This window comes from Serratia sp. CoH_134_PS_4 (assembly GCF_058190535.1).
In genome coordinates, this window is record NZ_JBXWKI010000008.1 from 164,323 (window position 1) to 184,264 (window position 19,942).

General features: G+C 56.9%; 17 protein-coding genes. 5 read left to right on the forward strand and 12 right to left on the reverse strand.

Features of this window, described 5'->3' with window-relative positions; all coding sequences use genetic code 11:
- Position 1: 1 nt before the first annotated feature.
- Together AC2FCQ_RS14565 and AC2FCQ_RS14570 are read right to left on the reverse strand one after the other, a co-directional pair.
- Positions 2-514: a GNAT family N-acetyltransferase gene (locus AC2FCQ_RS14565; protein WP_490308538.1), complete on the reverse strand. Its 513-nt coding sequence runs from the start codon at positions 512-514 to the stop codon at positions 2-4.
- Positions 515-730: 216 nt separating this feature from the next.
- Positions 731-1,948 carry an FAD-dependent oxidoreductase gene (locus AC2FCQ_RS14570; protein ID WP_404760075.1) on the reverse strand — a complete coding sequence of 406 codons (1,218 nt, stop codon included), beginning with the start codon at positions 1,946-1,948 and terminating at the stop codon, positions 731-733.
- A gap of 230 nt (positions 1,949-2,178) precedes the next feature.
- Here AC2FCQ_RS14570 and AC2FCQ_RS14575 point away from each other — a divergent pair, with 230 nt between their 5' ends.
- Positions 2,179-3,048 (forward strand): LysR substrate-binding domain-containing protein, encoded by an 870-nt coding sequence (locus AC2FCQ_RS14575; protein ID WP_490308602.1) that lies wholly within the window; start codon positions 2,179-2,181, stop codon positions 3,046-3,048.
- Here the strand turns inward: AC2FCQ_RS14575 and sseA are convergent.
- From sseA to AC2FCQ_RS14595, 4 genes are all read right to left on the reverse strand, one after another.
- The gene (gene sseA, locus AC2FCQ_RS14580) at positions 3,045-3,890 is read right to left on the reverse strand and encodes a 3-mercaptopyruvate sulfurtransferase (protein ID WP_265556307.1); all 846 of its coding nucleotides are present in this window, start codon (positions 3,888-3,890) and stop codon (positions 3,045-3,047) included. The two genes, AC2FCQ_RS14575 and sseA, sit on opposite strands and share 4 nt — an antisense overlap.
- Before the next feature lie 145 nt (positions 3,891-4,035).
- Complete coding sequence (locus AC2FCQ_RS14585) at positions 4,036-6,258, reverse strand: virulence factor SrfC family protein (RefSeq protein ID WP_209632304.1); 2,223 nt, start codon at positions 6,256-6,258, stop codon at positions 4,036-4,038.
- A complete protein-coding gene (locus tag AC2FCQ_RS14590; RefSeq protein ID WP_490308601.1) occupies positions 6,255-9,200 on the reverse strand; it encodes a virulence factor SrfB in 2,946 nt (981 codons plus the stop codon). Before AC2FCQ_RS14590 ends, AC2FCQ_RS14585 begins: the two co-directional genes overlap by 4 nt.
- Positions 9,200-10,420, reverse strand: coding sequence for an SrfA family protein (locus AC2FCQ_RS14595; protein ID WP_404760073.1), 1,221 nt, complete (start codon positions 10,418-10,420; stop codon positions 9,200-9,202). The genes AC2FCQ_RS14590 and AC2FCQ_RS14595 overlap by 1 nt, the downstream gene beginning before the upstream one ends.
- Positions 10,421-10,684: 264 nt before the next feature.
- On the opposite strand from AC2FCQ_RS14595, the gene AC2FCQ_RS14600 reads away from it, so the two are divergent.
- The gene (locus AC2FCQ_RS14600) at positions 10,685-11,113 is read left to right on the forward strand and encodes an NUDIX hydrolase (protein ID WP_209632306.1); all 429 of its coding nucleotides are present in this window, start codon (positions 10,685-10,687) and stop codon (positions 11,111-11,113) included.
- On the opposite strand, the gene AC2FCQ_RS14605 is transcribed toward AC2FCQ_RS14600, so the two are convergent.
- The 3 genes from AC2FCQ_RS14605 to AC2FCQ_RS14615 all read right to left on the reverse strand — a co-directional run bounded on the left by AC2FCQ_RS14605 (position 11,110) and on the right by AC2FCQ_RS14615 (position 14,333).
- Positions 11,110-11,610 (reverse strand): 2-thiouracil desulfurase family protein, encoded by a 501-nt coding sequence (locus AC2FCQ_RS14605; protein ID WP_209632307.1) that lies wholly within the window; start codon positions 11,608-11,610, stop codon positions 11,110-11,112. The genes AC2FCQ_RS14600 and AC2FCQ_RS14605 overlap by 4 nt on opposite strands.
- Positions 11,611-11,772: 162 nt before the next feature.
- A complete protein-coding gene (locus tag AC2FCQ_RS14610) occupies positions 11,773-12,798 on the reverse strand; it encodes an AraC family transcriptional regulator (protein ID WP_490308537.1) in 1,026 nt (341 codons plus the stop codon).
- An 80-nt stretch (positions 12,799-12,878) separates the two neighbouring features.
- The gene (locus AC2FCQ_RS14615) at positions 12,879-14,333 is read right to left on the reverse strand and encodes an aminotransferase-like domain-containing protein (protein ID WP_209632309.1); all 1,455 of its coding nucleotides are present in this window, start codon (positions 14,331-14,333) and stop codon (positions 12,879-12,881) included.
- Positions 14,334-14,531: 198 nt separating this feature from the next.
- Between AC2FCQ_RS14615 and AC2FCQ_RS14620 the strand changes: the two genes are divergently transcribed.
- From AC2FCQ_RS14620 to AC2FCQ_RS14630, 3 genes are all read left to right on the forward strand, one after another.
- The gene (locus tag AC2FCQ_RS14620) at positions 14,532-14,696 is read left to right on the forward strand and encodes a DUF1127 domain-containing protein (RefSeq protein ID WP_404760291.1); all 165 of its coding nucleotides are present in this window, start codon (positions 14,532-14,534) and stop codon (positions 14,694-14,696) included.
- Positions 14,697-15,320 (forward strand): glutathione S-transferase family protein, encoded by a 624-nt coding sequence (locus AC2FCQ_RS14625; RefSeq protein WP_209632311.1) that lies wholly within the window; start codon positions 14,697-14,699, stop codon positions 15,318-15,320.
- Between the two features lie 224 nt (positions 15,321-15,544).
- Entirely contained in the window at positions 15,545-16,675 is a 1,131-nt protein-coding gene (locus AC2FCQ_RS14630) for a Gfo/Idh/MocA family protein (protein ID WP_404760069.1), read from the forward strand.
- 104 nt (positions 16,676-16,779) lie between these two features.
- On the opposite strand, the gene AC2FCQ_RS14635 is transcribed toward AC2FCQ_RS14630, so the two are convergent.
- From AC2FCQ_RS14635 to AC2FCQ_RS14645, 3 genes are read right to left on the reverse strand one after another with little or no spacing between them, the layout of a single operon-like run.
- Positions 16,780-18,651, reverse strand: a complete 1,872-nt coding sequence (locus AC2FCQ_RS14635) for an amidohydrolase (RefSeq protein ID WP_209632313.1) — start codon at positions 18,649-18,651, stop codon at positions 16,780-16,782.
- A gap of 21 nt (positions 18,652-18,672) precedes the next feature.
- The gene (locus AC2FCQ_RS14640) at positions 18,673-19,218 is read right to left on the reverse strand and encodes an antibiotic biosynthesis monooxygenase (RefSeq protein ID WP_209632314.1); all 546 of its coding nucleotides are present in this window, start codon (positions 19,216-19,218) and stop codon (positions 18,673-18,675) included.
- 44 nt (positions 19,219-19,262) lie between these two features.
- Positions 19,263-19,907 (reverse strand): hydrolase, encoded by a 645-nt coding sequence (locus AC2FCQ_RS14645; RefSeq protein ID WP_037422649.1) that lies wholly within the window; start codon positions 19,905-19,907, stop codon positions 19,263-19,265.
- Between the last annotated feature and the right edge of the window lie 35 nt (positions 19,908-19,942).

The following is a 19,942-nucleotide window of genomic DNA, read 5'->3' on the forward strand; positions in this document are numbered from 1 at the left end:
GTTACAGCGCTTTCGACATATACCAGATGCCAATGGAACCTTGGGCGCTGGTGTAACAGGTCTCGCCGCAAATGCTCAGCCCCTGGCGTTGGTAAAAACGCTGGGCGCTGGTATTGCGCTTTAGCACTTCCAGCCAGAACGTTTCTTGCTTACGTTCTCGCGCCCGTTGCTGAACCTGTTCAAAAAAACGCTGGCCATAACCCCGCCCGGCATATTCCGGCAAGAAATAGATCTTCTGTAGCTCTGCGCCAAGGGCTTGGGTAGGGGTCAGCAGGCTGTCGAAATTCAACCGCGCATAGCCCACCAGGTTTTCGCCTTCATACCCCAGCAGCCAGCACACATCCGGATCCTGTAGCGTTTTTTCGAGGGTTTCAACCGCAAAATCTTGCGCCAGAAAAGCGTCTAACTCCTCTTTGTGGTGCCAAAGTTCGCCAAAGTGGGCCTGATAAGTGCGGATACCCACGTCGCGAACCTGTGCTAAATCACCGCTCAACGCCTGGCGGATGCTGAACATGTAGACCTCTTTTGGGGAAATGAGTAACGGTTGCTGCCCTGAAGGGAACGGACTGCTCCTGATGAATATTTTGCCAACGTAAAACACGGGAGATATTTTTATCCCGCAGCGAGTATGACGTGAAAGGTCAAACACAACAAAAATTATTCAAGGTTAAGCGGGCGTTGCGAGCGTCAGACGCCATGTCCAACCGCAGCACGCCCGATGGGAAGACAATCACTCAGCAAGATGTTTCGGTGTTTCCCGCCTGAACCCCAGACCAATAATCCGCCCAAATAACCGCGGCAACCAGCGGCTATTACCGACGCGCATCATCAGGTTTTTCCCACCCTGCGCGCGGCGTTTTTTGGGCCTGCGTTGGCTCATTTTAATTTGCAGGAACTGTGTGGCTTTGGTGGGGAAATTGCGGCGGCGTTGCACACGCAGCAGGTGTTTTAACTGCAAGTTCTGATTGCGTAGCGGAGGAATAATGGCGTTGGCGGTAGCGACCGCATCCTGAATCGCCAAATTCACCCCGACACCGCCAATGGGGGACATGGCATGTGCGGCGTCACCAATACACAGTACGCCCGGTTTGGCCCACCGATCCAGCCGATCAATACGGATGCTCAAGAGTTTCACCTGATCCCAACTGAGGATCTCTTGCAAACGAAGGTCCTGGAAAGGGGCAACTTCGGCGATATGCAGCAAAAACTTGTCCAGTCCGTCCTGCTGGATCGTCTCAAAACTGCCTTTGTCGATTGAATAACCGCACTGCCAGTAGTCGCCTCGGTCGATCATGATGAAGTTTTGTTTTGGCCCGGTATGGCCCATCGACCAGGCGGGGTCACCGGGTTTTTTATCAAGCTTCATCCACAAGACGTCGCGCGGCGAGCCAAAAGAACGGCTGCTGAGAGCCGCCTGTTCGCGCACCACTGAATTGCGCCCGTCGGTACCTACCACTAACTGGCAACGCACACGGATCGGGCCATCCGGCGTCTCTGCCAGTACGCCGCAGACCTGGCCACGGTCGTACAACAGTTGGTGTACCTGAGCCGATGTGATCAGCGTGAACGTCGGAAACGCGGCGGCCTTTTCGGCCAGAAAATTGAGAAACTCCCATTGCGGCATAAAGGCGATAAATTTGCAGCGCGTCGGCAGGCGCGTGAAGTCCGCAAGTCGAATATCGCGCCCGGCGATTTCGGCGTGCAATGTTTCTGCACGTTGGTGAGGCAGTGCCAGCAGTTCTTCCAGCAGGCCGAGCTGGTGCATGATTTCTAACGTTGAGGGGTGAATGGTGTCACCGCGAAAATCACGCAAGAAGTCGGGGTGCTTTTCCAGCACCATCACGTTTATCCCTGCCCGTGCCAACAGATAGCCAAGCATCAGCCCAGCGGGGCCGCCGCCAACGATACAGCAGCGGGTGACATAAGGTGTAATCAGTGATGATGACATAGTGGCTGACCTCAAGGGCGGCATCGGGCAGGCCCTCATTGAAAACTTATCATTGATAATGATTATCAATATCAAATCTGGCTGTCAACCCGTGGCACAGTGTGGTCAAAGGGCATGGCAAGTATCACGATTCTCCTCAAAGCGGTTGACCGGGCGAGTATCCCACGCCATCTTTATCAGTGAAATCGGCATTACTTTGATTCATGGTTCTGAAAAACGGGATGGTCATGATGGGACGAGTCACCTTCGATCTCGACGATCTGCGCAGTTACGTCACGGGCATTGAGCTGGGCAGTTTCGCTAAGGCGGCGGAGCGGCTGGGGCGTTCAACCTCTGCGGTCAGCGCACATCTGAAAAAGCTGGAGCAGCAGATCGGCACGCCGATCCTGACAAAGGCCGGGCGCGGTATGGTAATGACGGAAGCCGGTGAAACATTACTGGGCTACGCCCGCCGATTGCTGGAGCTTAACGATGAAGCCGCCGCGGCGGTACGCGGGCTGGACCTGCAGGGGACGGTACGCCTGGGACTGCAGGAGGACTTCGGCGAAACCTTTTTGCCCCAGGTTTTGGGCAGTTTTGCCCGGGCGCATCCACGAGTGCGTATCGAAGCGCGCATTGCCCGCAATGCCGAGCTGATCGACTGGGTGCTGAAAGGGCAGTTAGATTTGTCGCTGGCCTGGGACGGGGGGATCAGCACGCCGTACCATCAGATGCTGGGGCAGCGGCAGATGCATTGGATAACGTCGCCCCATTTCGAACTGGCATCCTGGCGTCAGGGAGACGAGCCATTGCCGTTGGTGATGTTTGATGCCCCTTGTCTGCTGCGCAGCGCGGCGACGCAGGCCTTGGATCGCGCCGGCATTGCGTGGCGTATTGTCTTTACCAGCCGTAGCCTGAACGGTATCTGGGCGGCAGTCAGCGCAGGATTGGGGGTGACGGTACGCACCGATGCCGGGCTGCCGTCGGGTTTATCCCGTTTGCCAGCCGGTACGTTACCGTCATTAAACGCGCTAGGTGTGGTACTGCACCGTGCGGAAGATCACCCCTCGGGGGCAATCCAGCGCTTAGCGCAGATCGTGGCCGATCGGATCCAGAATTAGTCCTGTTCGATCGGCTGTTTGCCACTCAGTGCGCCCCATTCACTCCAGGCGCCGTCATACAGCTTCACCTGCGGTGCATTGAGCGATAACAAGCCGAAAGCCAGCACCGCCGCAGTGACGCCGGAACCGCAGCTGGTGATGATTGGGCCATTGATATTCACCCCTTTGTCGGTGAAGGTCTTGTTGAGGGCTTCCAGCGATTTGAAACGGCCATTTTCCAGCAGTTCCCCGTAAGGAATGTTGATGCTGCCGGGAATATGACCGCGGTGCAGGCCTGGGCGGGGTTCTGGCGCTTCGGCGTAAAAACGGGGGGCGGCGCGCGCATCAAGGATTTGCACTTCCGTGTTCAGCGCTTGCTCCACCTGCTGCATATTGACGACCGCATCGGCATTAAAACGGGCGTTGAACGTGTGCGGCGAACGCTGTGCAGCGCCGGTTTCCAGTGGCTGGCCTTGCGCTATCCAACCGTTTAAGCCTTCGTCCAGCACATAAACCTGTTGTGCGCCAAAGTTGCGGAAAGTCCACCAACCGCGCGGAGCAGAAAATTGATTGCCCTCGTCATAAAACACAATGGTCTGTTGTTCGTTGATGCCCAACTTGCCGACGGCAGCGCCGAATTCATCGGCTGTCGGCAGCATATGCGGTAAGTCGGTATGTTTGTCCGCGACGTTATCAATATCAAAATACACCGCGCCCGGTATATGGCCGCGTTCAAACTCGGCGAGCATGTCTTTTTTCGGCACCAGACCGACAGGAGACATTCTGACATCAACGACGATCAGATTTTCATCGTTGATGTGCTGCGCAAGCCATTGTGGAGTAACCAGAAACGGAGAGTTCATCGTTATTGTTCGCCTGTGGTGAAAACGGTTTTTCACTATACCCTAAATCATTGGCGTTGCATTGCGGCGCACAAACGCAGCCAACAAGCATGCAGCGGGGATAGACACCAGCCGCTTTGACGATGTGATCTATCAGTAAAAATTATCAGGCTGCCTCAGTGCGTAACGCGGCGACAATGGTGGCCAGCGTTGCATGGGAAGTCTCGCCGAGTGGGCCCTTCGCTTCGGCAACCCCATTCTCAGCCAGCAGCGTCTGGAGGCCGATCAGCCAATCGTAAATATAAAATGCCGTATTTCTTGCCGGCGTGGGCGCCAGCTTGGCTAGCCGCTGTTGGCTACCCCAGTTAACCGCCGGCTGCGGCGGTGGGGAAAAGATCGGCTGGCCGTGATTAATCCGGCTGACAGGGCGTAAAGCGGCCTCGCGCTGCTGGAAACCCAACCAGGTGACGAAATCCCCCAATATTGCTAACGCCTGGCTCACCTGCCGATCTTCGCCTTGTTCGGGTAGGGACCCGGCAGACAGCGCGCGTTCCAGCGATTCAGCAATTCCCAGCCGACAAGCGGCGGTGATCAATGCATCAACCAGTATCTCCAGATGCTGTTTCCCGACGCCCAGCAATATCCGCAATTGAGGATTATCGGGCAGGGTGCGCAGGTGGTTGACCCAATCGGCAAACACCCGTTGGGCAAAGGGGGAACCGCTAAGTTCTGTTGGCGCGGCGGGGGGGATATTCCCGTCGCCAAACAGATCGATCTCCTCATCGAACGGCGAAGCTGAGGTCACGGGTGCAGGTAAGATATGCTGTTGTTGCACGTACAGCTGACGCAGCGTGTTGGACTGCGGCAGCAGCCATTCGAGTAACTCGCCGTGAACCCCGGCTTGTGCCTGTAGCGCACGCAGTAGGTGTTGGGCGCGCTGATGCGTTAACTGCGGGTCTGTCTTGCGCAGCCAGTTGCCCAGCAAACTTTCCGTGAGTTCGCGTTGCAGCTCCTGCCGTTGTTCCAGGGCGCGGTCATGCTTCAATGTCGGACGTGCCTGTGCGGCCAGATAGGCCACCATGCGATGGCAGTCGCTCTCATCCACCGCCAGCAATGTGGCCCAGCTTTCGCCCGGCTCACCGACATAGCGTTGAACGGCATCATCTGGGCGTGGTTTTCCCTCTTGGCGTGAGTCGAAGGCTGTGATCGCCCAGATTAAGCCCGGCTTTCTGCGGGTGCGGACCTCTGTGTTTTCACCCTGGGTTTGTCTGACCCAGTAGGCCAGCGCGTTGCCCGCACGGCTGGCATCTTGCGGCGTGCTGGCGGCATCGGTAACCAGCAGCAGGTTGGCGTGCAGGCTATCGGCAGCGAGAATCAGCAGGCTGGCACGCTTTGCCTGCTGCATGCGTTCAGTCACCCCAGCACCAGGGCATCGGCTGCTGGTCGGCAGGTCAAGCAGTTCTACGTCGTCTGGCAACCCGGCGCCTTTCCTCAGCGGTAATGTTGTTGTCACTTCTGCTGCCAACCAGGCCAGACTCTTGAGTGCAATGCCCACGGTGTCACCCTTCTCCGTCAGTACGGTAAGTTTGTCCTCCGTGGGGGCTGTCATCATACCGGCATGCAGAATGCCGCTGTCTGGATCCAATACCTGACGAGATGCCTGTACTCGCTGACAGTGACCCAGATCGTGCAACGCATGCGCCAACTGCCGATAGTTGGCAGTCAGAACCGGATCCTCACCCCAAAGCGGCGCAAACAGCCTGGCACGTTCATCCACACTCAGATAGGGCGCCAGCAAGATGGCCTGTGGCCAGAAGTGTCTTTCCAGCGCCTGTTGCGCTTTGCCACCCTGGTGACGCAGGCTGTCCCACAGCGCAACCACCGCGTTGCTGTCCAGACCGTCGATAGCCATAGGCTGGCGGTGGCGCTCCAATGCAGCAAGGTGCGCGGCCATTGCACGCGTGTCCCCGTCTGCATGAAAACCGCCCATCACGGCGGTGCCGATCATCATGGCAATCAACTGCGCTTCATCAAGTAAGGAGATGGCAACAGGATAAGCAGGGGGCGTCTGGGTGCCGGAAGCGCTGTAACGCACCGTCAACGTAGCAGCGTCGGTCAAGGGGCTGGCGCCGGGAGCCAACGCCGCCAATAAATGGGCTTTGGCTGCGGCGTTGTGGCCATAAAGGCCGATGGCAACGCGATGATGCATAGCGCTGTCCAGTTGTCTGGCCCGGTTGTAACTGCGGCGTAGACGAACCGTCAGATTATCGGCTTCTCTGCTCAGCCGCGTGGATTGCTGCCGCGTGCTGGCAACCCAGTCAATCGCCTGAATGATGCTGTTACCCAGGCTGTTTATCGGCTCTGCTGCGCCGGAGGTGATAGGTTTCATCGTTGATAAATGCTCCCGCTGTCGATCCAATAATGGGTTGCGCCAGAGGCGCTGGCAGCCAAGGTATTAAGTTTTAATTGCAGATGATGAGCGGGAATAGGCGTTCCATCGGCTAAATGCGCCTGGGCGATGCTGACCCCTTCAGCGCCCTGTTCATCGCTGCCGGTAATTGCCAAGCGTAGGCTGATGACGGCATCGCCCGCCAGTTTACGCGCCAGCTGAGGGTCGGTGATGGTGAGGGTATACAGTGGCGACGCGGGCCAGCGTTCGTTATCCAACTGGCGGAACCCCAGGCGCAGGGGGCCACGAAGCTGGAAATACGTGTCGGGATCCAGCGAAAAGTCCGCGCAATCGAGATCGATATCGCGATAGTAAAGGTTATCGTCCGCCAGCATATTATTGCTATCCAGCATGCCCAGATGGCGAATGGTGGAATAGGGCTGGAAGTCCCCGACGTTAAAATAAAAACTCTCCAGACGCAGATCGATCGCAAGCAGGCACAGCATGGCCCCCACGGCGGCGGTTGATTTTGGGTTATCGATACGCCCACCCTTATTAAAGGGGTACCAACTGCGTGTGTGATATCCCTCGAGCGGCAAGATTCGGCTGGCAGGTAGCGGCTGCAGGTGACGCAATAATGTCTGAACCCCAGGGAAACGTGCCGGCCGGCCGGTCAGCAGCAACACATCGCAGGTGTATAACGCCACAACTTCGGCAAGCAGGCGCAGGCAGTGATTTATGCCGATCCTGTCAGACAGGAAGGCCGCGTGCAGGGCTCCCAGACGAATGACCAGTGGGGTGTGCAGAATATCGAAGTCAGTGGCCGAGGACTCGCGCTGAATCTCACCGTTGATAAAGGCCAGTACCTGTGGCGTCGGCATCTGTGGCAGCAACTCACCCAAACTGGTGGCGATTTCCGCATGGGCATCCAGGGGATCGTAATCCTCGTACGCACTAAGCAATGCACGCCCGGCAGGCATGAAAATTTGTAGCGTGGCCTGCTGACGCAGCGTGGAAAACCCATCTATACGGCCTTCATTGCCAAACAGCTTGTCCATTATTGCCGGTGTGGCGACGACGCCGGCATTTTCGACGGCCTGCTGTACAGCAGGCAAAATAAACAGCTGAATGATATCCAGCAAAATATCGTCACCGGCGATTTTAAATCCTTCGCGGAACAACAAACGCGGATTGATTTTAATGTTGTTGCCAACGCCATCATCCAGCGCGTATTGGGTGATGGCCAAATCGGTCGTGCCGCCACCGATATCAATGGAGGCGATACGCAGCATTTTTCCCGGTTGTGTTCCGGGTTCTGTTGGCCGGTCAGGCCTGGCCATTGCGGCAAAAAAGGCGTCGGTACGGCCGGCAAAATTCACCTGGGTTTCGTTATACAGATAAACCATCTGGCCACAGGTCGCCTCATCCCATTCCATGTGCACCTGAGGCACGGGGACACGGGTGTTGCCACCGTCGAATGGCGCATCCAGCGGGTGCCAACCCATGGCTTTCCATACCAGACCAATGGCTTCCTGCATGCGGCGACGGAAAATTTCACGCTCTGGTTTGGGCATCGCCGAAGGCAATGTCAGGATGATGCTACGCAACCGACGCGGTGCAGAGGTGTTCGGCATTTTAAGCCGCTGAGCGACGCTGTTGATTTGCATCAGCACCTGCGCCAGCAGTTCGGTCAGCATCAGGGTCATGACTGCACTGCGGCTATAATGGGCGGCAAATACCGGCAGCCGTGCCTCTACGGGCAACCCGGACAGCGGCAAACCTTCGTCGTTGATCAGTGACGTCAATGGCGCTGCGGCGGCCATGGGCTCTTGTTTGCCGTTAAAGCGCCAGCCGGGCGCATAGCGTTCTTCGTCCCACAGATAACGGCGCGGGCTGGATATTCCGGTGGTGCCTTCGGTACCTTCCCGTTGCTGCGCCAGTTGCATGGCTTCGTGGCCGACACGGGTAATCGAAGGCCAGATAAAGGCATCATCGCGTCCGCTTTGGAAGGAGAGATGCTGTTTGCCAAATGAGGCTTGGGCAAACTCGACCCGGCTTTCAAACAACGCGCTGTAAACGCAATGCGGCATGGACAATGAGCGCAATTGCAATTCATTGGTCTGCTTCAAACCGTTATTTTCCTGCGGATGATCTTCGACCAGCACCCCGCAGGTGTGGGAGTTCCCGACATCTAAAATCACGTCCACGTTAATCGCGGGCTGCTGTGGGGTTTCCCCGATGATTTTTATCCGTGGAACCGTTAGCTGGTTGCCCAGCATATTCAACACGTTGAGATAATGCGCCTGGTATTCGAAGGTTTTCAGCCCGGCGTATATCTCTGTTTCGGTGCGCGCCTCCAGGCTGGACGCACATTGCGTAAAGACCTCGCGCAGCCAACTGTCTACCCAGGTCAGATCGAGAAACTCGCCTAACTCATGGTTACGGTGGGTCAGTGAGAAGCTGAGCCCCGTATTGAGATCGCTTTCGCTTGGGCCAAGAGCCTCCTGTCCCGCCGGGACCAGTCGGGTATCAAAGGCAAACACGACCCGCAGCAGGTTGCCGTCCTGATCGGGCGCATCCAGTAAGACGATCTGCATCCGCGCCCAATTATCAGGCCCGGATAGAAATGCACCGGATGACGTGCAACGAGAGAAAGGCAGCGGCAGCCAGGTGTTATTCAGCAGTTGCAGCGATTGCTGCAGGGAAAAGCTGAACTCTGGACGTACCACCTCGGGAGCCTGCCCTGGCTGGGCGGGTAACAGGTATTTGCCCGTGTCGACATCCCATTGCAGGCGCAGAAGCGGGCCGCTTGCCGTCTGACGGACGAATTTGCCCGGAAAATCGGCATCCAATACCGGCGTCAGGGCAAAATCCATAAATTGGATGCCACTGTCCTGAATCAGCGTAATGGCTTGTTTGTAATCCACCAGGGGTGCCAACATCATTTACTCTCGCGCTTTAACGTCATGGGATAGACCGTGTCCGCATCGTAGCGGCCGGTGCACTCTGCAGGCCCGGTTTCGTTTTGCTTGCAGACGATTTCCGGTATTTGGTAGCGGCTGCCGTCGCTGCAGCGCGCTTTGGTGCGGCTATTGATTACCAGATTGCCAGACTGCATTAGCCCGGCTTCCACCGGTGTTCGGCAGGTGATGGCATCACCGTAGGTAATTCTCGCTGTCCCTTTGCCACCGTTCAGACGGTATTGCAGGCTAGGGCGTTTGCCTGTTAGGGGATCTTTCAATGCCACGGTGGCGCGCCACTGGCCATTGAGAAAACGCGTCGATCCGGCTTTGACGGCGTCAGCGGGCAGCACTAACGAATTCTTGTCTGCCGGCGGCAGGGCTACCGGGGCAGGCGGTGGCGGCATCAGCGTTGCATGGGCTAATGGGAGTTGCAGTTTGAACGCCGGGACGGCAGCGCGGACCGGCGATGCCGGTTGCTGCGCCACGGGAATGGGGCCGGGTAGGGCGCTCGGTGAGGTCATCCGATGGGCCAGCAGGGCAACCAGCATCAGCACAGGTAAAATCCACCCATAGCGGCGCCACTGGCGGCGTGGCTGTGCGGGTGTGACGGCCACCGATGGCACGACTTCTGGTGCAGGCACCGGCGTAGGTTTGGTTAGAGGTATCACTGTGGGTCGCGGTGTGGGGGCGATTGGCGTCGGTTTTTCTTCTGTCACGTCAACCGGGCGTAAGCATGCCAGAGGATCGTCCTGACACTGCGCGTGCGGCTTGATAAACCCCCAAAAGGTCAGCACCGGTTTACCCTCTACCAGATAGACATGCTGTGAGTCGGGGATTTGCATTGCTTTGGTCAGCAATGCGCCAAACAAACGGTGGCTTGGGTGCTCGGTGGCCTGTGTCTGGGCGATCAAGGTACGGAATGCTTCCAGGCTCTGTTCCAGTAGACGCACGGCCTGCGTACGTTGGGCATCACTCGCGGCCAGCCAAGACGTCACTTTCCCCGGAAAAGGAGAATACCAGTCAATGCGGGTGCCCGTTTCGTTCGGCTGCGGGATTGCCAGGCAATCGGCTGCTTGCTGCTGTTGGCGAATGCGCAATGTTTCTCGCAACTGCAATGCGCAGGCATAAACCGGTTGCCCATTCTCGCCCAATGCAAGCACATCATCTAAACTGCCACTGCGTAAAAAGGGTTTCACCACGGCAAAAAACCTTGTCCTGTTCTGCTAAAACGTGCAAACAGGCATGGTAACCCGCGGCGTGAGCGGTCAAACGGCTGAGGACAGGCGTAAAACTACGTTTCTTTTTCCTCTATCGCGCGAGTTCGCCGGTATTTACAGTGGTGGCCCCTTTTTTCTGCGGATCCGTTACGTCGACGATGATGGCACGGATCGTGGTTTTGCCTTGATTCACCATTGACTCCGGGGGAGACCGCGCTGAGGCTTATCCAGACAGAGGGAGAAATAATGTCACTGACTACCGACAACCACGACTTTGGCGGCGCCAAAATCGCGCTGCTATGCGGTGATAAGTTGCTCACTTACCAACGTGATGACAACGCGAATATTCCCTGGCCTGGCTGTTGGGATTTGCCCGGGGGTGGGCGTGAAGGCGATGAAACGCCATTGCAATGCGTGCAGCGGGAAACTCAGGAGGAATTTGGCCTACAGATTGATGCGCGGCAGGTGAAATGCCAGCAGTATTACGACGGCATTTTGGCTGGCTACCCTCCGACCTGGTTTATGTTGGGCGAAATTACCCCAGAAGACATTGCCGCCATTCGTTTTGGCGATGAAGGGCAACGTTGGCAGATGATGTGTATCGACACCTTCATCCATCACCCGCAGGGCATTTCGCATTTGCAGCAGCGATTAGCGCGGCATCTTCGGCGTTAAACCTGTTCCACCGCCTCAACGCGGGCGATCAATGCGTCGAGCTGATGCTCGGAAAACACCTCGATGCCATGTTGGCGTAGCAACTCGGCGGTGACGCCGCTACCGGGTTTGGTTTGCCCGCTGAAAGAGCCGTCGTAGATAAACTGACTGCCGCAGGATGGGCTGCCGTCCGTGAGTAAGGCAAAACGACAGCCGTGTCGCCGCGCCGTTTCCAACGCCAGATGCGCGCCAAGCAGATAGCTGTCGGTGACGTCCCCGCCGCTGACTTCCATGACCCGTGCTTGCTGAGCCAGCACCGTGGCACCTTCGGCAGCCGCCGTAATTTCTGCCGAGGGGCGCGGGGTCGAAAATCCCGCGGCCAGCTCTGGGCAGCAAACTACCAAGCGCCCTTCGCGCTGCCAGCGTTGCAGCGTGGAGTCGAATAAGGGTTTATTGGAACCGTTGTAGCGAACGTGAAAACCGGCCAGGCAGGCGCTGAATAAAATCTTTGACGGCATGCGATTTGTCTCTGTCACAGGGGCGAAAGCGCGGCACTGGCGGCCCACGCGCGCGGCTTTAACATAGCAGAATCTTCTCTCCGATGGCAGCGCCAACAAGACGTTCTCGGTTGCGCTTTTGACGCTGGCCGATCGTGCCACTGGCGCCCACGATGTACAGGCTCATTGCCTGTTCTCTTTGGCGTCGGCAACCCGTCGAGTGCGCCAGCGGTTGGGCGTTTGCTCTTCCCACTGCATAAAAGCGCGGCTGAACGAATTCAATTCTTCAAACCCCAGCACAAAGGCGATTTCACCCGGCTCCAGATCGGTCTCCGCCAGCAGTTGGCAGGCGGTACGGTGGCGGGTTTTGTCCAGCAGCTGTTGGTAGCTGTAACCCTGCTGTTGCAAGCGGCGCTGTAGCGTGCGCGCGCTGACATAGAGCTCCGCCGCCACACTGTTGACGCTGGGGCGCTGGCCACGCATGCTGCGGCCGAGTATCGCCATCACCTGTGTCGGCAAATCCTGCGCTTGCTGTGCCTGGCTCAGTTCGGCCTCGAGTCCGGGCAGCAATGTCGCCAGCATGTCCTGGTTATAGGTGATGAACGGCTGCTGCATGAGTGCACGATCAAACACCAACACATCCCGCGGCGCGTCGAAGTGAATGGGGCAGCCAAAGTAACGCGGCAGCGGTGAGGCCGCGTTGTGTCGCCGCGTCAGCTCGATGGATCGCGGGCGTATCAGCAGGCCGGTACCGCGGCGGCATAGGGTGATGATGGAGGCAAAGATGGCGTCAATCAACAGCGCCGGTGCGTGACCTTCGGCCATGATCCAGCGGATGTGCATACGCACACCGTCGCCATCTTCCGTCAAGGTCAGTTCCTCCGGGCACAGGAGTCGCTTGTAACGGGCGATTTTTTGTAATGCTTCCCCCAGCGTGGCGGAGTGCAGTGCAGCGGCAGAAGCAATATCATAATGCTCTGGCGCCACGTCGCCGCCGAGGCGCAGGCCGAATGAGTTGTCATCGGCCAACTGAGCGAGGGCGCGCCAAATATCAAAGAACTGTCGGGTGGACAGCTTTACCTTGTCACGTCGTGCGTTGAGCAGCCCAACCGGCAGGCGAGCCAGTTGGCACACCCTTTCGATATCGACGCCAAGAACCGCCAGACGGGCGAATAGCACGCTGGATAGGGGGATCTGATCGCTACTCATCGTTGCGGATGCCTTTTTGTTTTGGATGGTGCCACTTTAGAATAGGGTGGCACCGGGCGATAATCCGATGACGACATGGTTTAATCCGATCGCGCCAATGCAGTTTCAAGCATTGGAGAAGGTGCCAGCATCAGTTTTTGGATGGTGGCCCCTACCCGTTGTACGGCCTGCTCAATTTCTGCCGTCAGCTTGGGCGCATAGTTGAGACGTAGACAGTTACGGTATTTGCCGGAGGCAGAAAAAATACTGCCGACGGCGATCTGCACGCCCTGTTGCTCCAGATAGCGGTTCAGGCGCAGGGTATCAAAGTCTTCATCCAATTCGATCCACAACATAAAGCCACCGCGCGGTTGGCTGACGCGGGTACCGGGGGGGAAATACGCCATAATCCACGCGGTCATTACGTCGCGGTTTTGCTGATAACGCACGCGCATACGCCGCATGTGCTGCAAGTAGTGTCCATGACGGATAAAGTCGGCAATCGCCAACTGGGGCTGAGTGGCAGTGGAGCCGGTGCCGATGTATTTCAAGTGCAGCACGCGTTCCAGGTAGCGTCCGGGGGCAATCCAGCCAATGCGCAAACCCGGAGCCAAGGTTTTTGAGAACGAGCTGCACAGTAGCACCCGCTCGTCTTCATCGAAGGATTTCAGAGACGGCGGGCGCGGGTACTGATAGGCGAGATCGCCGTATACGTCGTCTTCAATAATCGTCACGTCATAACGCTGCGCTAACGTCAGTAAACGTTGCTTGCGTGCCTCAGGCATGATGTAGCCCAACGGGTTATTGCAGTTCGGTGTTAATAGAATGGCTTTCACCGGCCATTGTTCCAGCGCCAGTTCCAACGCCTCCAGACTGATGCCGGTGAGGGGGTCGGTAGGGATTTCCAGCGCCTTCATGCCTAACCCTTTCAGCGTTTGCATGGTGCCATGGAAGCAGGGGGAATCCACCGCCACAATCTCACCTGGCTGACACACGGCGCGTAAACCGGTGGAAAGGGCCTCATGGCAACCGGTGGTGATGACCAATTGGTCGGGGCTGATCTGACAGCCGGAATCCAGTAGCAGGCGGGCAATTTGTTCGCGCAGCTCCAGCACACCCTGAATGCTGTCGTAGAGCAGGCTGCGCAAATCGCCGTGGCGGCCCATGTGCCCCAAGGCTTTCATCAGCGGCTTCAGTGTCGGCTCACTGATATCCGGCATGCCGCGTCCGAGTTGTATCAAATCTTCGCGGGGCTTGTGACGGATCATTTCCAGCACCTGCTCCCATTGCGAAATATCCACGGGGCGTTGCACCGGGCGAGTGACGGCGGGCAATTCAGCTAATGTGCGGCGCCGGCGTACAAAATAGCCCGACTTGGGCCGCGCCTCCACCAGTTGGCTCTCTTCCAACAGGCGGTAGGCCTGTTGCACTGTACTGATGCTGACGCCGTGTTCCTGGCTCAGCGTGCGGACAGAGGGCAAGCGGTCGCCCGCCGGATAAAGACCCTGTTCAATGCGTTGGCTAAGGATCGCAGCCAGTGTGGCGTAGCGTGTCATACAGATGCCTAAAATAAGAATGGATGAGAAAAAACCGGTACAGATGACGTTAAATTAGACCATTCAGACAGACAGAGACAGCTTTTGTATGGAAAAAATACCGCGGACTTGAATCTGTATTGTTTTCTCCATGCCCAGCATCATGACTCCAGAGCAAACACGAAGGAGAATATGATGACGAGCTTGTCTGTTGACAGTATGCCAACCCACTCCCAGCCCCCTTTTTCCCGCTGGCGTCTGTATCTGCAACGCTATCGCACACGTCAGGCGCTATTGCTGTTGGACGACGTGCAGCTGGCGGACATCGGCCTGACACGTGCTGCGGCATGGCGAGAAGGCAGCAAGCCTTTCTGGCGGCGTTAGGTGCTGAAACTGCTCGGTAAGGCCTCATCGATTAACGTTCGCAAGGTGCTGTGGACCTGCCATGAACTGGCGTTACCTTTAACCCGGGAAGAGTGGGGAAGTGGTTTTCGCTCCACTCAGGAACCGGAATTTCTCGCACTGAACCCTAATGGGCTGGTGCCCGTGCTGATCGACGGTGAACAGGTGTTATGGGAGTCCAACACGGTTTGCCGTTATCTGGTGGGGCGAGAAGGGCGTCAGGATTTGCTGCCAGAGGCACCTGGTGCGCGTGCGGCTGTCGAAATGTGGATGGATTGGCAGGCGACGGATCTCAACAATGCATGGCGCTATGTGTTTATGTCACGGGTGCGCCAAGATCCCGGGTATCAGGATGCGGGTAGCCTTGCCGCCGCCGAACGGGAATGGAACCGGCTGATGGGCCTGCTGGATCAGCACCTGTCACGTGGCCGCCTTTATGCCGCCGGAGACGTTTTCACCCTGGCGGACATTGTGCTGGGGCTCTCTTTGAACCGGTGGTTAATGACGCCGTTTTCACGGCCGAGCTACCCGGCGTTGAATCGCTATTTTCAACGTTTGCAGCAGCGGCCTGGTTTTCTGCTGCACGGGGCCAACGGGCTGCCCTGATTCGGAATGAAAAGTTCATTTCAATCGGCCGGGTGAGTTTATGCTCACCCGGCTTTTCGTTGTTTCATCCCAGTCTGCAGCGTTTTATGAACGACATCACGATTATCATTTTTATTTTACCTCTCGCTTGTGATTGAAATTTATATTCCATATAAACGATTATCAGATGGTGCATTTCATTGTGTGCGCCGTCATATTATGGCTATGGATCATGGGAGAGGGCGATGAAACAGGTACGCGTTGGGTTAATTGGCACCGGCTACATTGGCCGCTGTCACGCTATTGCTTATGCGCAGGCTGCGACGGTATTTCCACTGAAAGGCGAATTGGTGCTGGAAATGCTGGCTGAGGTCACGCCGGCGCTGGCGCAGCAGCGCGCTGCGGAGTTTGGTTTCTCGCGTTCGACCGGCGACTGGCGGCAACTGGTGGCGGATCCGTCGATTGATGTGGTGGATATTTGCGCCCCTAACTTCCTGCACAAAGAGATGGCGCTGGAGGCCATCCGCCATGGCAAGCACGTCTATTCTGAAAAGCCGCTGGCACTGGATGCCGATGATGCCGCCGAAATGGTGCAGGCTGCCCGCGCCAAAGGTGTAAAAACGTTGGTGGGCTTTAACTACATGAAGAACCCGACCAGCCAACTGGCCCGGGAAATTATCGCCAGCGGTGAAATCGGTGAAGTGGTGCATTTTTATGGCACCCACAACGAAGATTATCTGGCCGATCCGCGTACGCCGATCGACTGGCATTGCCGCAAGGCCACTGCCGGGTTAGGGGCGCTGGGGGATTTGGCCGCACATATCGTCAATATGGCGCATTATCTGGTGGGCGACATTGTGGCGGTTTCCGGTGATATGCAAACCATTATCAGGCAGCGTCCGGATGCGAAAGACCCTTCGCTGATGCATGCGGTAGAAAATGAGGATCAGGCCAGTGCGTTGGTGCGTTTTGCCAGTGGTGCCATGGGCACGATCGAAACCTCACGTATAGCCTGCGGGCGTAAGATGGGGCTGACCTATGTGGTTACCGGCACCCAGGGGACGCTGAGTTACACTCAGGAACGCATGGCGGAATTAAAGCTGTATCGTCACGATGAACCAGCAGAACGCCAGGGGTTTAAAACATTGCTGGTCGGGCCCAAGCACCCGGATTATGCCGCCTTCTGTATTAGTGCCGGACACGGCATTGGGTTTAACGATCAAAAAACGGTAGAGATCCGCGATTTGGTTAATGGCATTGCTGCGGGTGATCCTATGTGGCCAGACTTTGAAGAGGGCTGGAAAGTCTCCTGCGTTTTAGATGCGATAGCCGCTTCTGCGGAACAGCGCCGTTGGCTGGACATTAACCGCGACTGATTGCCAGGCTCTGACGCTCACAGGTTGAGAGCGTCAGAGTTTATGAGGTTACTCAGTTAATTTGCTATCAACTTAATAAGCTATTAAGTTGATAGCTTATTGGCTTAGAAAGCAAAGCATGAGCAGCCAAGCGCCCCCCAGAAGGCATTCTCGTCTGAAATTGGAATGCTGGAACGGCGAGCCACGTCATGCTGATGTGCGTGCACACCGCATGGGCCACAGCATTGGTGCGCCTGGCTCAACACGCCGACTCGGCTTGCAGCGGACGGTGGCGCAGAACGATAATGCCCTGGCACCTGCGTTACCGGTGACCAGTCCGGCAATACCGGTATTGCCGGTGGCGCTAACGGCGAGAAGCTCCCGGCGGCATAAACCACTTTGCCGTCTACCACGGTCATGACCGATTCAATCCCTTTGATCAGCTCTTCCGGCACGCTGAAATAGTCTTGTGACAGCACGGCCAAGTCCGCCAATTGACCCACCTTAATCTGGCCTTTTTTACCCTGTTCAGTCGAGAACCAGGCGCTGCCTTGAGTCCACAGCATCAGTGCCGTCTCGCGATCCAGTCGTGCGTTGTCGTCGTACATCGCCATACCGCCGACAGTACGGCCAGATACCAACCAGTACAGTGCGGTCCACGGGTTATAGCTGGCTACGCGGGTGGCGTCGGTGCCCAGCCCTACTGGCAGCTCGGCTGCCAGCATTTTCGCTACGGGTGGCGTCTGTTTGGTTGCCTCTTTGCCGTAACGTTCGGCAAAATATTCCCCCTGGAACGCCATGCGATGCTGCACGGCGATGCCGCCACCCAGCGCTTTTACCCGCTCAATGTTGCGTTCGGAGATGGTTTCCGCGTGGTCGAAGAACCAGTGCAGACCGTTGAACGGAATATCGCGGTTCACTTTTTCGAACACATCCAGCATGCGGCTGATGGACTCGTCATAAGTGGCGTGCAGGCGGAACGGCCAGCGGTGTTCCGCCAGGTGCCGCACTACGCGCTCCAGTTCATCTTCGGTGCCTTCCGGCAGATCGGGGCGCGGCTGCAAGAAGTCTTCGAAGTCGGCAGCGGAAAACACCAGCATCTCCCCGGCACCGTTATGGCGGTAAAAGTCAGTGCCCTGGCCCGGTTTCAGCATGTCGGTCCACAGCTCAAAGTCTTCCAGCTCCTGTTTTGGCCGTTGGGTGAACAGGTTGTAAGCAATACGGATGGTTAGCTGCTTCTTCTCATGCAGTTCGGCGATCACCTCATAGTCATCCGGGTAGTTCTGGAAACCGCCGCCGGCGTCAATGGCGCTGGTCAGGCCGAGCCGATTCAGCTCGCGCATAAACTGGCGGGTCGAGTTAACCTGTTGCTCCAGCGGCAGTTTCGGCCCTTTCGCCAAGGTGGCGTACAAAATCATCGCATTGGGTTTGGCAATCAGCATGCCGGTTGGGTTGCCGTTACTGTCGCGCTGAATCTCGCCGCCCGGCGGATTCGGTGTGTCCTTGGTATAACCGACCACTTTCAATGCGGCACGGTTGAGCAGGGCACGGTCATACAGGTGCAAGATAAACACCGGCGTGTCCGGCGCCGCCTGATTGATTTCGTCCAGTGTCGGCATGCGGCGTTCGGCGAATTGGAATTCAGTCCAACCGCCGACTACCCGCACCCACTGTGGGCTTGGAGTACGCAGTGCCTGTTCTTTCAGCATGCGCAATGCATCGGCCAGCGAAGGCACGCCTTCCCAGCGCAGCTCCAGGTTATAGTTCAGGCCGCCACGAATCAGGTGCAAATGCGAGTCGTTGAGGCCGGGCACAGCCGTATGGCCGTGCAGGTCAATCACTTGTGTCTCCGGCCCTGCATGCTGCATGACCTCATTTTCACTGCCGACGGCGAGGAACTTACCGTCGCGGATAGCTACCGCGTGGGCGGTGGGCGCCTCACGATCGACAGTGTGAAATTTACCGTTGGTGATAATCAGGGAAGCACTGTTATTCATAACGTTCTCCGGGCAAGCCGCCTAACGACGGGTGAGCCATTGATGAAATACGCGAGTCACGATCGGCATCCAAAGGAAAACAACCAGGGCGACTACCGTGGCGTCATTGAGAAAATGGCCGGTCAGCGTGCCGTTTAATTGGGGGAGCAGCTTGCCCCAAAACCAAGGCACCAGATTGGTGGACGGGAAGATCACCAGCAGGGTGATTAAAAATTGCTTCCATTTGGCTGGTTGGCGCGTGTTGGCGCTCGGCGGTGTAAACCAAAACTCTGCACCTGGTCGAATTTCGATGTGGTCGTTTTCCAACAGCAGCGGCGACACTTCCTCGATATAGCGTTTGCGCAGCGGTGAGTTAACCCATAGCGATAAATTGTCGAGGTTGTCAAAACGGACTAAAACGGTATAGGCCTGTTCGCTACCGGTGGGGCGGATCACATTGACGCCGAGGTGGCCGGTGAAGGCGGCGGCCTCTGGCATAATGCGTTTCAGCCATGCCTCGTAGGCCTGTTCTTGCCCTGGCGCCAAACGATGAGTGATGACTAACGTGACATGCTGCGGGTGAGCCATAACAACCAACTCCAGAAAACCCCGGCGCAGGGCCGGGGTAGGATTTATTTCGCCACGCGCGCCGGGGCGTGATGCACCATGGTGTAAGCATAATCAACGCCCATACCGTAAGCGCCGCTGTGTTCGCGCACCAGCGCCATGACGGCGTCGTAAGTCTCTTTGCGCGCCCAGTCACGTTGATATTCCAACAGCACTTGCTGCCAGGTTACCGGGATGGCACCGGCCTGCACCATGCGGTCGATAGAACGCTCATGCGCATCGACGGATGTCCCGCCGGACGTGTCGGTGACGACATACACCTCATAACCGGCTTCGAGTGCCATCAGCGCGGGGAAAGTCAGGCACACCTCGGTCCAGAGCGCAGAAATAACCAGCTTTTTACGGCCGGTAGCCTCTACGGCTTTCACGAAAGCGGCATCTTCCCAAGAGTTCATGGAGGTACGCTCGATCGGGGTGATTTCAGGGTGTACCGCTAAAAGCTCGGGCCAGATATAGCCACTGAAGCTTTCGGTTTCGACAGAGGTAAAAAGGGTGGGAACATTAAAAATCTTGCCGGCTTTGGCTAAACCGACCACGTTGTTTTTCAGTTGCTGACGATCAATATTAGCCACGCCAAAAGCCATTTGTGGTTGATGGTCGATGAAAATTAGAGCGGAATTATCTTTATCAAGTAATTGAAACTTAGACATGATTTACCTTCCCAGTGATATTAGGGTTCAACAAA